Below are 16,828 nucleotides of genomic sequence, written 5' to 3' on the forward strand. Positions count from 1 at the left end.
CGTGTGTTTCATCCAGTTAGACCATACACCAAACCATTCGCAAAGCGGATTACCGACCATTGTGGACGCAATTGCGCTAAGCCCCTAGAAAATATCCGCCAACCAATTGTCGCTTTCGAAAAACTTGCAAAGCGGCGAGAATGACCCAAATCATTCCCAAAGGTTTCGAAAAGGCCCGAAAATGAAAAAACTGTGCAGCCTCGCGACGATACTGATCCTGTTGAGCGGGCAAACCCTGTTTGCAGCGGAAATCAGTGACTTTTTCGGCGCTTACACCGGTTCTGCCAAGGTGGAAGACGACGGCGGCACTGTAGCGCGGGACATGGGCGTGCGGATCATCCAGACCGACGCGGGCTTTCAAGTCACATGGACCTCGATCACCCACAAGCAGGATGGGCGCCTGAAGGAAAAGAAATACACCATCGGATTTGTCCCTTCTGCGCGGGAAAACATCTACGCTTCGGCGATGAAAACCAATGTGTTTGGCAAGTCTGAACCGCTCGACCCGTTGAAAGGCGACCCTTATGTCTGGAGCAGGCTTTCAGGCGATACCCTGACGCTCTATTCGCTTTTGATCGACGAAGAAGGCGGCTACGAGGTGCAGGAATATGACCGCACCTTGGCTGACGGGGGCTTGGAACTGGAATACCGTCGCATCCGCAACAGTACGCCGCTGACCACGATCAATGCCTTTCTAGCGCGGAACTAGCCCCGTTACACAGGTAAAGTTTCCACTGGCAGCTTGTGGGTAATTCCGTCAAAACTTGGCCTAAAAGCGAAGGGTCATAAAATGGTACATCTCTGGGTTCGCGCCGAACAGCGCCCCGCGGAACAGCGTGTAGGTATCATGCCAGACGGTGTCGCGGCCCTGCTTGCTGCGGGGCACCGCGTGACGGTTGAACAGTCTGACGCCCGCGCCGTGCCAATTGACGGCTACCGCGCCACGGGATGTGATATTGCACCGGCAGGCGCATGGCAAACCGCCCCCGATGACGCGATTATCTTTGGTCTGAAAGAGCTGGACCCCGACGGCCCGATCCTGCGCCACCGCCACATTATGTTCGGCCACGCCTATAAAGGCCAAGCCGACGGCCCCGCCCTGTTGCGCCGCTTTCGCGATGGCGGCGGCGCGCTTTATGATCTGGAATATCTGACAGACCCGAACGGACGCCGCATCGCCGCCTTTGGCTATTGGGCCGGATTTGCAGGCGCGGCCGTGGGGCTGAAAGTCTGGGCCGCACAACAGGCAAGTGACCAACCCGGCCCCGATTCCATCGGGGTATACGCCAACCGCGACGCGCTGGTGGCGGATTTGCAGGCCGATCTGGCGATAGCGTTAAAGGGTGGTGCCACCCAGCCCGATATGATCGTGATCGGCGCTTTGGGGCGCGTAGGATCAGGGGCGGTGGACCTTGCCACAACACTTGGCCTATCGGTAACCAAATGGGACATGGCGGAAACCGCCCAGGGCGGGCCCTTTCCTGAAATTCTGGATCATGCGATCTTTGTGAACTGTATTCTAGCCAATCCGAATGTACCGGTTTTTGTGCCAAAATCCGCTTTGGCCGCCCCGCGCAAACTGACCGTTATCGCTGATGTAAGCTGTGATCCCAGTTCACAATACAATCCGATCCCGATCTACAGCGAATCGTCCAGCTTTGACGCCCCGCTCACCCGCGCGACCCAAGGGCCACCGCCGCTGGATGTGACGGCCATCGACAACCTACCGTCAATGCTACCACTGGAAAGTTCACAGGATTATGCAGCGCAATTGCTGCCTGCCTTACTGGATCTGGACCGGATTGATGCGGGTGTCTGGGGGCGTGCAAAAACCGTGTTCGACACTTTTGTAGCGCAGGTTTAACGGCTGCCGAACACGCGATAGTACAGCGGCGCAGGCAGAAAGTTCGCGCCGCGAAACAGCCACGAAAACATCCGTGGAAAATTGGTTTGGAACCGTGAAGAACGCATGGCAGCCATAACCTGATCGGCAGCCTTGCCCGTGCCCATCACGAAGGGCATTTTAAAGTCGTTTTTGTCAGTCAGGCGGGTCTTGATGAAGCCCGGGTTCACCAGCTGCACCCGAACACCGCTGCGATGGGTTTCTGCATGCAGGTTTTCCGCCAGATGCATCAGCCCCGCCTTGCTGGCCCCATAGCCAATGGCGCCGGGCAAACCGCGAAAGCCTGACAGGCTGCCGATCAGCACTACATGGCCACGCCCCTGCGCTATCATCTGGGGCACCACCGCGCCCAGCACCCGTGCCGCGCCAGTGAAATTGATGTCACACATGGTTTCCACCGCGCGCGCATCCCATTCCTGCGCCGTCATCGGCCAATAGACCCCTGCGCCGTAGATCACCCCGTCAAGCGGGCCGATTTCCGCTGCCACCTGCTGCACTTGCGCCAGATCACGCACGTCCAGCGGGTGAACGCTGGCCGCAGAGGGCAAGGTTTCCGCTAATTCCTGCAAGCGATCCGCGTTGCGCGCACTGAGGGCCAGTTCAATCCCTTGTGCGGATAGTTTTTCGGCCAAAGCACGGCCCAACCCTTCGGATGCGCCAACCAGCCAATATTTTTTGCCCGCTTGCATCAGGGCGTCACGGGGCGGATTGTGGCGACCAGTTCTGCCACTTTGACACCGAATTTGCGCATCTGGCTGCGATTCACCAAAGCCCCGTCTTCGAGCAGATACATCCAGTCGGTCACGTCCAGTTCATGGCCCCCCGCACTTTGCGTCAGTTTGATCCGATAATTCAGACGGATCGCCGACCCCATCTGCACCCCCTGCCCGACACCGATCACGTCAGGGGCCTCTGCCAGAAAACTGCCGTCATTTTTGCTGGTCAAAAACCACTCGCGGCGTTGTTGTGTGCCGCCGTCGTATTTGAATTCCTCTACCAGACGCCCTGTGTTGCCATCCCAACTGCCATGCATCTGCGCCACAAACCGCGCCGAGACCCGACCAAGCGGGCCATAAAGCACCCCCTCACATATCAGCGGACCGTTCAAATGACGGCGAATGTCCATTTCAGGCCCGCCGTCCAGATAATCTTGCGGGCGTTGGGCGGCGAACCCTGTCAAGCGCTCTTTGAGCAGGACCAACAGCAGTACGGCGATAGCTCCAAGGGCGAAAAGCGCAAGATCAGACATGGCAAGTCTCCTTTATCGGGGTCCAGTACAAGACCGCCAAAGCGATAGTTTTCAGGATCGACGGGACCACCGCATAGGTAAAGGTCAGTACCATCAATACCTGCGGTGAATTGGGGTGATGGGTGGAAAACCCCGATTGATCTAACGCGGGTAAAACCGTAGCCGCTGCCACCGCAAGGGTCAGCTTGGAGCAGAAATTCCACAAGCCGAACGCCTGCCCGCCAGCCCCGTGAACCCGTTCCACCCGTTCGGAAAACAACGCCGGTAACAGGGTCATATCCGCGCCCAGCGCCGCACCGGACGCAAGGCATACAACCGCAAACAGACCCGCGTCCCCTTGGCCAAGGGTGATCGCAAAACTAAAGGCGACGATGGACAGGGTCATGCCCAGCAACAACGTCCATTTAGCGCCCCGTTGACGCGCGACCTTGGCCCAGAACGGCACCGAAACCGCCGCCGCCAGAAAAAAGATCAACAGCAAGGGGCCTGCGGCAGTTTCATTGCCAAGGCGGTATTCCACAAAAAACAGAAACAGGCTGGCACTGACCGCCGAGGGCGCGGCATTCAACAGGCCCACCAGCAACAGGCGGCGCAGGATCGGGTCTGCCAGAAGGGTTAATATACTGGTATGGTCTACCTCGGCGCCGCCCCGCCATTCATGCCGCATCATCGCGCCGCCAATCAGGGCTGCAATGCAAAACACCACGGCAAACACTGCCAAAGGCGCACTCGCCCCCATGCCCAAGAAAACCGTCGGCAAGATCGCGGCAAGGCAAATACCGATCAGCCCGCCGGTTTCCCGCCAGCCCGCCAGCCGCAAATGCCCGTCCGCCCCCAGTGTATCACCTTTGACGATGCCACGGGCATAAAACAGGATCGACAGGGCGCTGAAAGCGGTGAACAGAACCGCAAGGCATAGCACGAACCAGACAATCGGGTTGATCGGGGCGGTGACCGCAAACAGCGCCACCATGGCGAGCGCCAGCAATGCGGTCATCCCGCCTGCAAAGACACCGCGCCACGGGCCTAAATGATCGACGACCCAGCCCAGTACAGGGTCTTGCACAAAATCCAGAACCCGCAACCCCAGCAAAGCCACACCGATTGTGGACAGGCTTAGATCATAGGTATCCACGTAATATTTCGGCGCATGAATATAAAGCGGCAAACCCGCCGCCGCCAGAACTCCCGCAAAGGCCGAATAGCGGTGCAGGCCGTTCTTGGAGCGGGTGGTTGCACCTGTGGTCGTGCGTGGCGTCATTCAGCTATGCCCCCGCAGCTTGGACGCGGCCCGTGTATCGCGCGACGTCGGGGCCAGCCAGATGCCAAAAAACCGGTCCCGCAGACGCGGATAGGAAAAAGTGCATGTTTTCTGCCCGTTCACATACATGCTGGCACGGCTGGCGCTTTCGGACACGCCTGTCACCCGCACCCCGTCGCTGACATCTACCAGACAGGTGCGCAACTGGTCTTCTAACGCTTTATGATCTTTGACATTTCCGCCCTCGACCCGGACGATTTCCTTGATTGATGTGCGGGCCAAAAGATCGGCGCTGAAATCATAGGCATAGCGCAGGGACAGTGCGAATTTCTGGTTTTGATCAAAAGCACCGTTTGATCCCGTCCACAATTGAGCATCATAGAGCTTAAACCCCCAAAGCCGCGAAGCAGCCTGCCCTTGCAAGTGGGCCGTCCCCAACTCCCGAGATATTTCCTTTGGCACGGGTTGCGCTCTTGCGATGCCGCAGACCAACAGGCCAAAGACAATTGCAGCTGTGAACATAATATCCTTCATGACGACACCTCATTGTCAGGGGCGTCAGGGCGGGCGCGAAATCCGGCCCCCTTCCACCACAGGCGCAGCGCCTGCCAGTGGATCAGCCCCACCACCCGCAAAGACCCAAAGGGCCGCGCAAAGCTGGCAGCCAGAATGGAGCGGTTGCTGAGCGGGCGGCGGCGGCCATGAAAACTGGCATAAACCCCGCCGTCCGTGCTGCGAAAATCAATCACGATGCCGATATGCCGATCGGTCACATCAAAACGGAACGTGTAATCGCCACTGACAGGTTGAAACGGCGACACGTGGAAAATTTTGCGGGCTTTCAGCCGGTCACTGGCACGGATCGGGCTAAGGTCTTTGTGATAACACAGATAGGAATGGCGGTCGCCGTAGGTGTTATTCACCTCGGCAATTACCAGACGCAGGATGTTTTGGGCGTCAAACACCAGCCAGAAACTGACCGGATTGAACACATGGCCCAGAACGCGAGGCTGGGCCAACAGCAGGATGCGGCCTTTGGTCAATGCGTCGAACCCGTGCGCGATCAACACCTCTTGCGCCCAGTCCAGACCGCGCCCCTGCCCGCGAATGCCACCATGGTCCACATCATGCAAAGCGGTCAGATTTGCGCGATTACGCGAAAACAGCAACGGTTTGGAGCCATCGTCCGACAGATCGGACAACACATAATCCACGCGATAGCGAAAGGCGTTTTTAATCGCCCCGTGCCGCCCGTGATAGGTGCTGCCGCAGATATGTTCGGGGGTTAGGCCCATTCCGGTATCAACCCCATATCCTGTGCCACATCCACCCCGCTGGAATAGCCGTCCTCGTGAAATCCATTGCGCAGATACGCGCCGCAAAACCACGTGTTGCGTGTGCCTTGCAAGGCTTTGATCCGCGATTGCGCGTGCAGCGCAGCCCGATCAAAAACGGGGTGCATGAAGGTGTTTTCTTCAAAGATCAGCTCATCCTTGATCGCCACTGTGGGGTTCAGGGAACTGAGCACCAGATCGTTATGGGGGATGGATTGCAGCGTGTTCATCCAATAGCTGATGCCAACTGGATCAGCGCGGTTCTGTTTCGTGGTGGTATAGGTCCAACTGGCCCAACAGGATTTGCGTTTGGGCATGATCGACGGGTCCGCGTGCAACACGGCACGGTTCGGCTGGTATTTGATTGCGCCAAGGGTGGCGGATTCCTCGGGTGACGGATCAGACAACATGGCAAGCGCCTGATCCGAATGGCAGGCAAAGACCACACGGTCAAAATGTTCCCACTCGCCCCCCTTTACCCGCACATCAACACCGTTGTCATGGCGACGCACGCCGATCACATCCGTCCCAAGACGGATATCGCAGCCCTGTACACGTAGGGCCGATTCCAGCCGTGTGACATATTGGATAGAGCCGCCTTCCACTGTGTACCACTGGTGCTGGCCGTAAATGTTTAGCAAATTGTGGTTCTGGAAAAACCGTGTCAGGGCTTGGGCAGGAAACGACAACATCTGTTCCAGCGGCGTGGACCAGATCGCGCCTGAAAACGGCAGCAGATAGTATTTCTGAAACCACTCCCCCAGACGCAAACGGCGCATCAATTCCCCCAAGGTGATTTCAGGGTCCGCCGCCATATCCACGGCTTTTGAATTAAACCGCATGATATCCACCAGCATCCCCAAAAACAGCGGGTTCACGATGTTGCGTTTTTGCGCAAACAGCGCCGCCAGATCGTTCAGCGCATATTCAATCCGCCCGTCATCCGCAGATACCCCAAAGCTCATGTTGCTTTTGGCGACCGGCACATCCAGTTCTTTGAACAATGCCGTCAGGCGCGGGTAATTGGCATAGTTGAACACGATAAACCCCGTATCCACTGGCTGATCCCCGTTTTTCCCCGCAATCACTGTGCGCGCATGACCGCCCAGCCGTTTTTCTGTTTCAAACAGCGTCACTGAGTGTGCCTTGGACAGCATATGCGCCGCCCCCATGCCAGACACGCCCGCACCGATAACAGCAATCTTCACCGGAGCAGTGGGGGCAAATTCGAATGGCATCTGTGTCTTCCTTGTTCTTGTTGTAAAAACCATACGTGCCGCAAATTGACTTGGATCACATTAATCACGTTAGATTTTTATTTCAGTCCGTTGATCCAACAGGGTTTGTCGCACGTAGAAGGTTTATGATACATGCAACACCATTGTTGGAAAAAACCGACACCGCCTTTGCCCGCAGCCAGATGGCAGCGCCTTGGCGATTGTCGAAGCGAAAGTTGAAGATGAGCCCTACTGAGCAAACGCGCAGTCATGGTGACGATTGGAATGCGCAAATCCTGCGTGTGCGCAATCACCGTGACGAGACCGCATTTGCCGCGTTGTTCAACCACTTTGCCCCCCGCATTAAGGGATTTTTGGTCAATTCGGGTGCCAGCGGCACCATGGCCGAAGAATGCGCTCAAGAAACCATGATTACCCTTTGGCATAAGGCGCATCTGTTTGATCCGTCCCGAGCCTCTGCGGCCACGTGGATTTTTACCATCGCGCGCAATAAAAAAATCGACGCCTTTCGCCGTGCGGCTCGTGTGGAACCCGAAGACCTGCCATGGGGCCCCGAGCCGGAACCCGAGGCTGCAGATGCGTTGGCTCTAAGCCAGGAAACCGCACAACTGGCCGAAGCCCTGAACGCTTTGCCCGAATCACAAAGGGACATCGTGAAACGCGCCTATTACGGCGATCTGTCCCATTCAGAGCTGGCCAAAGAAACCGGCCTCCCCCTTGGCACCATCAAATCCCGCATTAGATTGGCGCTCGAGCGCCTGCGCCAGACACTAAACGAGCCTGTACGATGACTGTAAAACACATCTTAAACGAACAATTGTTGATGGGATATGCCGCTGGCATCCTGCCCGAAGCCTTTGATCTGGTTGTGGCATCCCACCTGAGCCTGTCTGACGAAAGCCGCGCCATGCTTGGCGGCTATGAAGCCATTGGCGGCGCGGTCATGGAAGACAGCGACGCAGTTGAAATGGGCGCGGATGCGCTGGCCTCTGTGATGGGACGGATCAAATCCGAAGGGACGGTTCAGAGCAAACCTGCCATCAAACACGCAAAACCCGGCATCCTGCCAGAGCCTCTGCAAGATTACGTGGGCGGCGATGTGGATAAAATAAAATGGCGCCCCCTTGGCGGCGGTGTGAAACAGGCCATCCTGCGCACATCCGGCAAAGCACAGGCGCGGTTGTTGTTCATTCCCGCAGGCGCCGCCGTTCCCGATCACGGCCACCGTGGCACCGAATTGACGCTGGTTCTGCAAGGCGCTTTTTCAGACGAGGTGGATACCTTTGCGCGCGGCGACATTGAAATCGCCAACGAAGACCTGAACCACCAGCCGATCGCCAGCGAGGATGCGGATTGCATCTGTCTGGCCGCCACAGATGCGCCTTTGCGTTTCAACAGCCTGATCCCCCGCCTGCTGCAACCGATTTTCCGCATCTGAACAGGCCGCTAAACGGTTGGTTTGGCACCTAACTGGGCGGCGCCGCCCCATTAGCCCGCTTTTCCGCCAGCTTGCGAATGTTGCGCACCATCAGCCAGACCACCAGCACGACAGGAACCACCAGCCCTGCCCCCAGTAATTTGGACGATATATTCAAGGTGCCGGCCACGGGATCCAGCAGCTTGGCCAGAAGGTTCACCGCATAATAACTGATCGCCACCACGGACAGACCCTCGACCGTTTCCTGCAAGCGCAATTGCAGGGCGGCACGGGTGTCCATCTGTTTCAAAATACGGCGATTCTGGTCATTGGCGTCCACACTGACCCGCGTGCTAAGCAAATCGGACGCCCGCGCCGCACGGGCCGAAATATCTGCCAGCCGTTTGGACGCAGACTGGCAAGTGCGCATGGCAGGTTCAAAGCGGCGCATCATGAATTCGGAAAACAACTGATACCCCGCCAAACGTTCCTCGTGCAGGACTGTGACACGCTGGTGTACCAGCGCAGAATAGGCCTCGGCCGCGGTAAACCGATAGGCGGTGTCAGCGGAAAAGCTTTCAACCCGACTGGAAATATCCAGTAACCGATCCAGTTCATCGTGGGAATTTTCAAAAGTATCAGTCATTTCGTTGACCACCTGCCCCAAATCCCGATCCAGATCAGACAGCCGCGCAAACACGTCCCGCGCGATGGGCAGGGTCAGCATGGACATGGCTTTGTAGGTTTCGATTTCAATCAAACGCTGCACGATCCGCCCCATACGGTTCGCGCCCGTCGCACCGATCTGGAACACTGCAAAACGGATGTTTTCCTTCGCATCCAGCCGAAAGTCCCCGACAATCGCCGCCCCGCGTTCCAACACAAACGACGCCGCTGTGGCCTCGGCGTGAAACCAGTCGGCGGCCACTTCTGCCACGCGGGCGCTGACATCCTGTTCGCTGGCCGCATATTCCAAACGCACCAGAACCGAGGACAACAGCCGCCCTTTGCTGGCAGCCAGCCATTTGTCAGGAAAATAATCGAACAAAGCCCCGTCAAACGGCACCTCGGACAGGCCATCAGCAAACAGCGAGTAGGTGTTGAATTCGGAATGCCGTTCCCATTTCAAATGAACCTTGCCCAGATCAACCCCGTGATGGGCCGCATCAGGTGCTGGGTGGGGCGCGCCGTATCTATCCAGTAGGGCAATCAGATGGTCGCGATCACTGTCGGGGTGGGTTGTATCCCGCTCCACCGCAATAGAGGCCGCACGGCTGGGCGCCTGCAACACTGGAAACGGCCGCGCGTGCAGTTCATTGCTGAGCGCAATGCGGTCTGGATGGGGCGTGATCGAGGACAAAGGCATGTTGAGTTCCGAAACTTGAAAGGTTTCGCAGTCAAAACCGCAACGGGCCCGCTTGCAAGACGCAACTTGACGCAGCGTTCGCTATTTATCGCCTGCAATCGGCGTCAGAGGGTCGGCGATGTCATCTTCAATCGGGTCAAAATCGATGGCTTCCAACCGCCGCGCCCGCCCGCCAGCTTTGGTGGCAGAAATCTTGATTTCCTCAATGTCTTTTGACGCCTGACCAAAATGGCGATCTAGATTGAACACGCGGGATTCCAGCCGTTCCACATCTTTGTGCAACAGGCCCAGTTCGGTGCGGATCGCACCCGCCTGTTCCTTCATCCGCGCATCTTTCAGAACCGCCCGCATGGTGTTCAGTGTGGCCATACAGGTGGTCGGCGACACGATCCAGACCCGCGCTGCAAATCCTTCGCGCACCACTTCGGGGAAGTTTGCGTGCAATTCAGCGTAAACCGCCTCGGACGGCAGGAACAACAAGGCACCGTCAGCAGTTTCGCCTTCAATGATGTATTTTTCAGAAATGGCTTTGATATGGGCCCGCAAAGCCGTGCGCATATCCCGCGCGGCCAGTTGCACCTGCGCCGGATTTTCCGCCGCGCGGATCGCTTCATAGGCTTCAAGCGGGAATTTACTGTCGATCACAATCGGACCCGGTGGATTGGGCAAATGGATCAGGCAATCCGCCCTTTTGCCATTACTTAAGGTTTGTTGAAACGAAAACGCATCGGGCGGCATCGCCTTGCGCACGATGTCATTCAACTGAATTTCACCAAAGGCCCCGCGGGTTTGTTTGTTGGACAGGATATCCTGCAAAGACAAAACGTTGCTGGACAGTTTTTCGATATTCACCTGCGCTTTATCTATGGTCGCCAGACGCTCTTGCAACTGGGTCAGGGATTTGGTGGTTTTTTCACTGCTGCCATGCAGCGTGTCGCGCATCTGCGCCTGTAAATCCGCCAAAGACCGCGCAGAGCGCAATGCGTTTTCATGCAGTTTTTCCTGCATCTGCTGTTGCACCCCTGACAACCGCGCCTCTACTGTCTGCATGGATTGGGCTTGGGATTGGGACAGACTGTCCAGCCCGCCTTTTAACACATGTTGGCTTTCGTTCAGAATGCGCAGCGCGTCGCCCATCATCAACATCTGATTGGCCAAAGGCTCTGCCGCCCGCGCCGCACGGTTTGACGCCCGCAGGCCGAAAAACAGCAACATCAGCAGCACAACAGCGCCCCCCAAAAGGGCCAGCATCATCGGTTCAATCACATACGTTCCAAGTGTAATCATCGACGGCCAAACAGCTTTTCAATATCGGTCAACTTTAATTCCACATAGGTGGGCCGTCCGTGGTTGCACTGACCGGAATGGGGCGTAGCCTCCATTTCGCGCAGCAGGGCGTTCATTTCCTCGGCCCGCATCAAACGACCCGATCGGATCGAACCGTGACAGGCCACACGGCTGAGGATTGCCTCAATCCGGTCTTTCACCGTTTGGGTCTGGTCCAGATCGGCCAGCTCATCGGCGATGTCACGGATTAAGGCTGCTGCGTTCACCTCGCCCAGCAAAGCGGGGGTTTCGCGCACACAAATGGCGTTGCCGCCGAAGTCTTCGATTACCAACCCGAATTGAGCCAGTTCATCCGCTGCGGCCAGAACATTGGCTTGGGTGCCGGCATCCAGTTCGACAATTTCAGGGATCAGCAAGGCTTGGGCGGCCACACCATTCTGCTCCATCTGGCGTTTCAGCCGTTCATAGACCAGCCGTTCGTGGGCCGCGTGTTGATCGACGATCACAATCCCGTCGGGCGTCTGGGCAATCACATAGTTTTCATGCACTTGCGCCCGCGCAGCCCCCAGTGGCTGGCTGGCAGTGACGGGGGTTTCGTCGATCACTTCGACCCGCGCGGAATAGGTTGGACTGACCTCGCCAAAGCCGTTTTGGGGCGGTGGTGGCGCGTAGGATTGCGGGCGCATCGGCATGAATGACGTCCCGCGCGATTCCATCTGGTAAACGGGCGCAACGGGGGTGTTTTCGGGGCGAAATGCGCCAAGGGTTGCATCTGCTACTGTGGTCGATGCACGGTGTCCAGCCTCTGCCAAAGCGTGGCGCAGGGCGCTGACGATCAACCCGCGTGCCAACCCCGGATCGCGAAAGCGGACCTCGGATTTGGCGGGGTGGACGTTCACATCCACAAGGGTGGGATCACATTCCAGAAACAGCGCCAGCGCAGGGTGGCGTTCGCGGTGCAAAAAGTCGGAATAGGCCCCACGGATCGCGCCGTAAAACACTTTGTCGCGCACAGGGCGGCCATTCACAAACATATATTGCGCCGTAGCAGAAGCACGGGAATATGTTGGCAGGCTGGCAAATCCGGTAATTGCGATGTTTTCCCGTTCCGCATCAATGCGCAGCGCATTGGCGGCGAAATCTGTGCCCAAAATTTTCGCCAGCCGTGCGTGCAGCGCGTCAAACAGATCACCGGTCTGTTGTTCCACCTGAAACACCACGCGGCCTTCACCGCCGCCCGAAACATCCCGCAGGGTAAAGCCGATCAGCGGTTCGGCCATGGCCAGCCGTTTGATCACATCAATGATCGCGCCACTTTCGGCCCGATCGGTACGCAGGAATTTCAACCGCGCAGGCGTCGCATGAAACAGGTCGCGCAATTCCACCACGGTGCCGCGCGACAGGGCCGCAGGGCGCACCGCCGACATTTCGCCGCCGTTCACAGCGATCTGCGCCGCAGAGTCCGACCCTTCGGCGCGGGATGTTATCGACAACCGCCCAACCGCCCCAAGGGAAGGCAAAGCCTCTCCGCGAAAGCCAAAAGTGTGGATGTTCAGCAGGTCTGATCCGTCAATTTTTGATGTGGCATGGCGCGACAGGGCCAGCGTCAGTTGATCGGCAGGGATGCCATATCCGTCATCGCTGACCCGCAACAGAGTTTTGCCGCCATCGCCATAAGCAATTTCGATGCGCCGCGCATTGGCATCAATGGCGTTTTCCACCAGCTCCTTGATGGCACTGGCGGGGCGTTCCACCACCTCGCCTGCCGCAATACGGTTAGCGGCGGCGTCATCCAATTGGCGGATCGGCGGGCGGGTTGGCTGTATTTGGGGGTCTGGCACGTTCATACCACTACAAATAGCAGGAACCCCCGCGATTCGCACATGGGGATTTAGTTAATGAAACATTAGGGCCGCCAGATCGGCGACCCCGGTTTTATCAGCTGTTTACTCGGTACTGACAACGCCTTCGGGCTGCCCGACCACCACAAATTGCAGGGCATCGGGGTGCAATACTTCTTTGGCAACGCGGGCGATGTCTTCGACGGTGACCGCATTCACCCGATCATTGCGGGTGGCGGCATAATCAATCGGGAAGTGATCCATCTGGCTGCTGACCAAAATCCGCGCGATTTTGGAATTGCCGTCAAAGCGCAGGGCGTAGCTGCCCGTTAGGTATTTCTTGGCTTTTTCCAACTCTTCAGCAGTCACACCGCCAGACGCCATCCGCGCCCATTCGTGCCGTATCACGTCAATCGCCTGTCCGATGGTCCCGTTACCCGAGGCCACAGAGCCACCCATATATTCCGTCGCTTCCATCCAATTCAGATAGGAATAAACGCCATAGGTCAGCCCGCGCTTTTCGCGCACTTCTTCGGTCAAGCGTGACCCAAAACCACCGCCACCCAGAATGTGATTCATCACATACGTTGGCATGAAATCAGGGTGTTGCAGGTTGATATCCGTATCCTGCGCCCAGATTGCAACCGATTGGGGCGTCGGGAAATCCACCACAGTCACCCCCGCAGGGGCCGCAAATTTCACGGCTTTCGGCAACGCGGCACCGGTTGCGGGCAGATCGCCCAGCAAGGCATCCAGCATTGGCCCCAGTTCCGCTGCGGTCACATCGCCCACCACGCCAATCACCAGATGATCACGGCTTAGCGCTGCTTTATGGGCAGCGATCAAATCGGCTTGGGTCAGCGATGTGACGCTTTCAACGGTGCCGTCAGACGGGCGGCCATAAGGGTGATCGCCAAAGGCAATTCTGGCCATGGTCTTTTCAGCAATCGCGCTAGGGTCCTTCAGCGCGCTTTCGATGCTGGAAATCACCTGACCCCGCACCCGATCAATCGCCGCTTCGTTGAATGCGGGGGATACAATCGCCTGTTTTAGCAGGGCCAAAGCCTCATCCGCGTTGGATTTCAGTACTTGGGCACTGACCCGCACGCTGTCGCGCCCCGCGTCAAAGCCAAAGTTGGCCGCCAGCGATTCAGAGGCGCGCAGATAGGCCGCCGCATCCATATCGCCTGTACCTTCTTCCAACAGGCCTGCCATCAGGTTCGTTGCGCCAAGACGGTCGTCTGTATCCAGCGAGGTGCCACCGCGAAAAGCGATTTGCAGGGCAATAAACGGGATAGAGGGTTCATTCACCAGCCAGGCTTTAATCCCGCCCGCGCTGGTGACTTCTTCGATTTTTTGCTGGGCGGTGGCGGGCAATGCCAGCACAACCGTACAGCAGGCCGCTGCGATAAACCGGATCATTCTGAACGCTCCTCCGTTGGGGCCAGCATCAGGCCAGTCACCGAATTTTTCAAGTTAAGAACCTTGGCCGCAGCCGCCATAATATCGTCAGGCGTAACCGCTTGCAGGGTTTGCGACCAGCTTTGTACGTCAGCCACTGTCAGACCTGCGGTAATCGCCTGCCCGTAGGTGCGCGCCACGCCGGATTGGTCGTCCAGTTCATAAATGTCTTCGGCGGCGATCTGCGTTTTCAGGCGGGCCAGATGTTCGGTATCAATGCCTTCTTTCAGGAAATCGGCGAGCACTTTATCCATCGCGGTTTCCAACTGTTCCAACGTCACACCCGGACGGGGCATGGCGTACATGCCAAAGGTTTCAGGGTCATAGGACATGGAATCATACCAAGCATCCGTATACACGGCCAGTTTCTGATCCAGTTGCAGCTTTTGCCCCAGAACCGACGATATGCCAGAGCCGCCCAACAGATAGGACAACATGGTCAGGGCCGCTGCCTCGGATTGATCGCCAGACACCCGTTTGGGGGCCAGATAGCTGCGCACGATATAGGGCTGGGACTGGCGCGGATCGCTGAAAGTCATGCGGATCGGTGACAGATGGGGCGGTTCCTGTGGGCGAATGCGCGGCGGGATATTCTCCGAGGGTTTCAGGGCGCCGAAATACTCTTCGGCCAGTGTTTTCACCTGTTCGGGGGTCACATCCCCAGCCACAACCAGCGTGGCATTATTGGGCGCGTAATAGGTTTTGTAAAAGGCGATGGCATCGTCCAGATTCAACTGTTCGATCTCATGCCGCCAGCCGATCACGGGGGTGCGGTAGGGATGGTTCATGAACATCACCGCACGGCGTTGTTCCTGAAACAGACTGCCGGGGTCACTTTCTGTGCGCGAGTTGCGTTCCTCTAGCACCACATTGCGTTCGGTCAGGACTTCATTTTCGGTCAGCACCAGATTGCGCATCCGGTCTGCTTCCAGTTGCATCATCAAAGGCAGGCGATCCACCGCAACCCGTTGAAAATACCCAGTGTAATCAAACGAGGTGAACGCATTATCCACGCCGCCGTTGTCCTTGACGATCTTACTGAATTCACCGGGCTTCAAGGTTTTGGTGCCCTTGAACATCAGATGTTCCAGAAAATGCGCCACACCTGACATGCCGGGCGGTTCATCCGCGGCACCCACATTATACCAGACCATATTGGTGACAATCGGCGCACGGTGATCTTCGATCACGATGCCTTTTAATCCGTTATCCAGCGAAAATGTGCTGACTTTGCCTGTTTCAGCCTGCACCATCATGGGCAGCGCAACCACAGAACACACGATACTCAAAGCCCTGAAAATCATGGGGCCCCCATTGTGAATGAAAGATACCCAGACAGTAGAGTTTTGCCTGCCACATTCAACGCTGATGCACGGAAATAACGTCGCAAGCGGCGTTTAACGTTCACTTTCCGGTGAAACGCTTGGGGTTTTCACATTGCTGCGACGCATCAGCTCGTTTGTGTTGCGCGCTTTCAGGGTCTGACCTTCATAGGTCTTAAGGTATGTGTTCACTTTAAACAGACGTTGCAGGAACAAAGGACCGTTGTTTTCACGGAAATCTGCATCCTCCTCGGCAAGAACTGTGCGGATTTCCGGGGTTGTGCCATTGCGGGTGCCTGCCGCCAGCAAAGCGCCTTCACCAGCGCCAACGGTGGTGCTGTCCAGACGTTCCGGCTTACCACCAAGGGCTGCAACCGCGTCATGTTCCGGCAGCAAATCCGTGCGATTGCGCGCGCCCGGTGTGGGTTCGGGCAAGGTCACAAGATCATCAGGCAATTCAAGCGGTTTTGTCGGAACGATCCCGAATTCATCGGGGCCAACATCAGAAACATCCCCCGCAAAAAACCGGCCAATGCCTTGCGAGGTGTCACACCCGGCCACCGCACTTGCCACGACAAGTGCGCTTATCCATTTCAAACCGGAAATTTTCATGGCTTTCATGTTCTCACCCACGCGATTTTTGGTGTTTTATCGCAGTTTTCATCTGTCGTCACGCCTTTCTGTGAAGCCGCTCGGAAAACAGTACCAGACCGAAGGCCCCAATGAAAATAGCGATATCTGCCACATTAAAGGAAAACGGGTTTCTAAAGCCGCAACAAGACATATTCAGAAAATCCGCAACAGCGCCATAGACCAGCCGATCCACCGTATTGCCCAGCGCACCGCCAACGATACAGCCAATCAGAAACGCGCCGAACCAACTGGTGAATTTACGCCCCCACCACAGCACCCAAACAGACACAATGATCGAGATCACAATCAAAATCCAGCGCATGGCGTCGATTTGCAGGCCAGACAGTAGCCCGAAATTAATACCTTCGTTCCACGCCATTCGAAAATTGATCAGCGGCGGCAGCACGTTGATTGCCAGCCGTGTTTTCAGATCCAGCATTTCGACCACCAAAAATTTGGTGGCCTGATCCAGCCCGAAAATCCCAAGGCTCATGGTCAAAATGCGCCGCATGATCA

At 57.0% G+C, this 16,828-nt stretch carries 17 protein-coding genes; 4 read left to right on the forward strand and 13 right to left on the reverse strand.

What is annotated here, in order from left to right:
- The first annotated feature begins 181 nt into the window (after positions 1 to 181).
- Both GGE09_RS15485 and GGE09_RS15490 read left to right on the forward strand, forming a co-directional pair.
- The gene (locus tag GGE09_RS15485; protein ID WP_309747061.1) at positions 182 to 709 is read left to right on the forward strand and encodes a hypothetical protein; all 528 of its coding nucleotides are present in this window, start codon (positions 182 to 184) and stop codon (positions 707 to 709) included.
- Positions 710 to 790: 81 nt separating this feature from the next.
- Entirely contained in the window at positions 791 to 1,864 is a 1,074-nt protein-coding gene (locus tag GGE09_RS15490) for a saccharopine dehydrogenase (RefSeq protein ID WP_309747062.1), read from the forward strand.
- Here GGE09_RS15490 and GGE09_RS15495 read toward each other — a convergent pair.
- From GGE09_RS15495 to GGE09_RS15520, 6 genes are read right to left on the reverse strand one after another with little or no spacing between them, the layout of a single operon-like run.
- Positions 1,861 to 2,592: an SDR family NAD(P)-dependent oxidoreductase gene (locus tag GGE09_RS15495; protein ID WP_309747063.1), complete on the reverse strand. Its 732-nt coding sequence runs from the start codon at positions 2,590 to 2,592 to the stop codon at positions 1,861 to 1,863. The genes GGE09_RS15490 and GGE09_RS15495 overlap by 4 nt on opposite strands.
- On the reverse strand, positions 2,592 to 3,152 hold the full coding sequence (locus GGE09_RS15500; RefSeq protein WP_309747064.1) for a DUF3833 domain-containing protein: 561 nt from the start codon (positions 3,150 to 3,152) through the stop codon (positions 2,592 to 2,594). The genes GGE09_RS15495 and GGE09_RS15500 overlap by 1 nt, the downstream gene beginning before the upstream one ends.
- Positions 3,145 to 4,413 carry an MFS transporter gene (locus tag GGE09_RS15505; RefSeq protein ID WP_309747065.1) on the reverse strand — a complete coding sequence of 423 codons (1,269 nt, stop codon included), beginning with the start codon at positions 4,411 to 4,413 and terminating at the stop codon, positions 3,145 to 3,147. Before GGE09_RS15505 ends, GGE09_RS15500 begins: the two co-directional genes overlap by 8 nt.
- Positions 4,414 to 4,947, reverse strand: coding sequence for a hypothetical protein (locus GGE09_RS15510; RefSeq protein ID WP_309747067.1), 534 nt, complete (start codon positions 4,945 to 4,947; stop codon positions 4,414 to 4,416). It abuts the gene before it with no gap.
- Positions 4,944 to 5,708: a DUF1365 domain-containing protein gene (locus GGE09_RS15515; RefSeq protein ID WP_309747068.1), complete on the reverse strand. Its 765-nt coding sequence runs from the start codon at positions 5,706 to 5,708 to the stop codon at positions 4,944 to 4,946. The genes GGE09_RS15510 and GGE09_RS15515 overlap by 4 nt, the downstream gene beginning before the upstream one ends.
- The gene (locus tag GGE09_RS15520; RefSeq protein ID WP_309747069.1) at positions 5,699 to 6,985 is read right to left on the reverse strand and encodes an FAD-dependent oxidoreductase; all 1,287 of its coding nucleotides are present in this window, start codon (positions 6,983 to 6,985) and stop codon (positions 5,699 to 5,701) included. Before GGE09_RS15520 ends, GGE09_RS15515 begins: the two co-directional genes overlap by 10 nt.
- A 221-nt stretch (positions 6,986 to 7,206) precedes the next feature.
- Between GGE09_RS15520 and GGE09_RS15525 the strand changes: the two genes are divergently transcribed.
- Together GGE09_RS15525 and GGE09_RS15530 are read left to right on the forward strand one after the other, a co-directional pair.
- The gene (locus tag GGE09_RS15525; RefSeq protein WP_309747110.1) at positions 7,207 to 7,776 is read left to right on the forward strand and encodes a sigma-70 family RNA polymerase sigma factor; all 570 of its coding nucleotides are present in this window, start codon (positions 7,207 to 7,209) and stop codon (positions 7,774 to 7,776) included.
- A complete protein-coding gene (locus GGE09_RS15530) occupies positions 7,773 to 8,423 on the forward strand; it encodes a ChrR family anti-sigma-E factor (protein WP_309747070.1) in 651 nt (216 codons plus the stop codon). The genes GGE09_RS15525 and GGE09_RS15530 overlap by 4 nt, the downstream gene beginning before the upstream one ends.
- 28 nt (positions 8,424 to 8,451) lie before the next feature.
- Here the strand turns inward: GGE09_RS15530 and GGE09_RS15535 are convergent, their stop codons facing one another.
- The 7 genes from GGE09_RS15535 to lspA all read right to left on the reverse strand — a co-directional run bounded on the left by GGE09_RS15535 (position 8,452) and on the right by lspA (position 16,823).
- Complete coding sequence (locus tag GGE09_RS15535; RefSeq protein WP_309747071.1) at positions 8,452 to 9,768, reverse strand: DUF3422 domain-containing protein; 1,317 nt, start codon at positions 9,766 to 9,768, stop codon at positions 8,452 to 8,454.
- Positions 9,769 to 9,849: 81 nt separating this feature from the next.
- Entirely contained in the window at positions 9,850 to 11,055 is a 1,206-nt protein-coding gene (locus GGE09_RS15540) for a DNA recombination protein RmuC (protein ID WP_309747072.1), read from the reverse strand.
- The gene (mutL, locus tag GGE09_RS15545; RefSeq protein ID WP_405048559.1) at positions 11,052 to 12,902 is read right to left on the reverse strand and encodes a DNA mismatch repair endonuclease MutL; all 1,851 of its coding nucleotides are present in this window, start codon (positions 12,900 to 12,902) and stop codon (positions 11,052 to 11,054) included. Before mutL ends, GGE09_RS15540 begins: the two co-directional genes overlap by 4 nt.
- Positions 12,903 to 13,001: 99 nt before the next feature.
- Positions 13,002 to 14,318 (reverse strand): pitrilysin family protein, encoded by a 1,317-nt coding sequence (locus GGE09_RS15550; protein ID WP_309747074.1) that lies wholly within the window; start codon positions 14,316 to 14,318, stop codon positions 13,002 to 13,004.
- Positions 14,315 to 15,661 carry a pitrilysin family protein gene (locus GGE09_RS15555; RefSeq protein ID WP_309747075.1) on the reverse strand — a complete coding sequence of 449 codons (1,347 nt, stop codon included), beginning with the start codon at positions 15,659 to 15,661 and terminating at the stop codon, positions 14,315 to 14,317. Before GGE09_RS15555 ends, GGE09_RS15550 begins: the two co-directional genes overlap by 4 nt.
- A 93-nt stretch (positions 15,662 to 15,754) precedes the next feature.
- Positions 15,755 to 16,300, reverse strand: a complete 546-nt coding sequence (locus GGE09_RS15560) for a DUF3035 domain-containing protein (RefSeq protein ID WP_309747076.1) — start codon at positions 16,298 to 16,300, stop codon at positions 15,755 to 15,757.
- A gap of 49 nt (positions 16,301 to 16,349) precedes the next feature.
- Positions 16,350 to 16,823 (reverse strand): signal peptidase II, encoded by a 474-nt coding sequence (gene lspA, locus GGE09_RS15565; RefSeq protein ID WP_309747077.1) that lies wholly within the window; start codon positions 16,821 to 16,823, stop codon positions 16,350 to 16,352.
- Between the last annotated feature and the right edge of the window lie 5 nt (positions 16,824 to 16,828).

Origin of the sequence: Roseobacter sp. N2S, assembly GCF_031454055.1 — a bacterium.
Taxonomy (GTDB): domain Bacteria; phylum Pseudomonadota; class Alphaproteobacteria; order Rhodobacterales; family Rhodobacteraceae; genus Amylibacter.

Excerpts from the sequence above, each read along its gene's own strand:
- GGE09_RS15485 (WP_309747061.1), top strand. The coding sequence starts at position 182 with ATGAAAAAACTGTGCAGCCTCGCGACGATACTGATCCTGTTGAGCGGG.
- GGE09_RS15490 (WP_309747062.1), top strand. The coding sequence starts at position 791 with ATGGTACATCTCTGGGTTCGCGCCGAACAGCGCCCCGCGGAACAGCGT.
- GGE09_RS15495 (WP_309747063.1), bottom strand. The coding sequence starts at position 2,592 with ATGCAAGCGGGCAAAAAATATTGGCTGGTTGGCGCATCCGAAGGGTTG.
- GGE09_RS15500 (WP_309747064.1), bottom strand. The coding sequence starts at position 3,152 with ATGTCTGATCTTGCGCTTTTCGCCCTTGGAGCTATCGCCGTACTGCTG.
- GGE09_RS15505 (WP_309747065.1), bottom strand. The coding sequence starts at position 4,413 with ATGACGCCACGCACGACCACAGGTGCAACCACCCGCTCCAAGAACGGC.
- GGE09_RS15510 (WP_309747067.1), bottom strand. The coding sequence starts at position 4,947 with ATGAAGGATATTATGTTCACAGCTGCAATTGTCTTTGGCCTGTTGGTC.
- GGE09_RS15515 (WP_309747068.1), bottom strand. The coding sequence starts at position 5,708 with ATGGGCCTAACCCCCGAACATATCTGCGGCAGCACCTATCACGGGCGG.
- GGE09_RS15520 (WP_309747069.1), bottom strand. The coding sequence starts at position 6,985 with ATGCCATTCGAATTTGCCCCCACTGCTCCGGTGAAGATTGCTGTTATC.
- GGE09_RS15525 (WP_309747110.1), top strand. The coding sequence starts at position 7,207 with ATGAGCCCTACTGAGCAAACGCGCAGTCATGGTGACGATTGGAATGCG.
- GGE09_RS15530 (WP_309747070.1), top strand. The coding sequence starts at position 7,773 with ATGACTGTAAAACACATCTTAAACGAACAATTGTTGATGGGATATGCC.
- GGE09_RS15535 (WP_309747071.1), bottom strand. The coding sequence starts at position 9,768 with ATGCCTTTGTCCTCGATCACGCCCCATCCAGACCGCATTGCGCTCAGC.
- GGE09_RS15540 (WP_309747072.1), bottom strand. The coding sequence starts at position 11,055 with ATGATTACACTTGGAACGTATGTGATTGAACCGATGATGCTGGCCCTT.
- mutL (WP_405048559.1), bottom strand. The coding sequence starts at position 12,902 with ATGAACGTGCCAGACCCCCAAATACAGCCAACCCGCCCGCCGATCCGC.
- GGE09_RS15550 (WP_309747074.1), bottom strand. The coding sequence starts at position 14,318 with ATGATCCGGTTTATCGCAGCGGCCTGCTGTACGGTTGTGCTGGCATTG.
- GGE09_RS15555 (WP_309747075.1), bottom strand. The coding sequence starts at position 15,661 with ATGATTTTCAGGGCTTTGAGTATCGTGTGTTCTGTGGTTGCGCTGCCC.
- GGE09_RS15560 (WP_309747076.1), bottom strand. The coding sequence starts at position 16,300 with ATGAAAGCCATGAAAATTTCCGGTTTGAAATGGATAAGCGCACTTGTC.
- lspA (WP_309747077.1), bottom strand. The coding sequence starts at position 16,823 with ATGCGGCGCATTTTGACCATGAGCCTTGGGATTTTCGGGCTGGATCAG.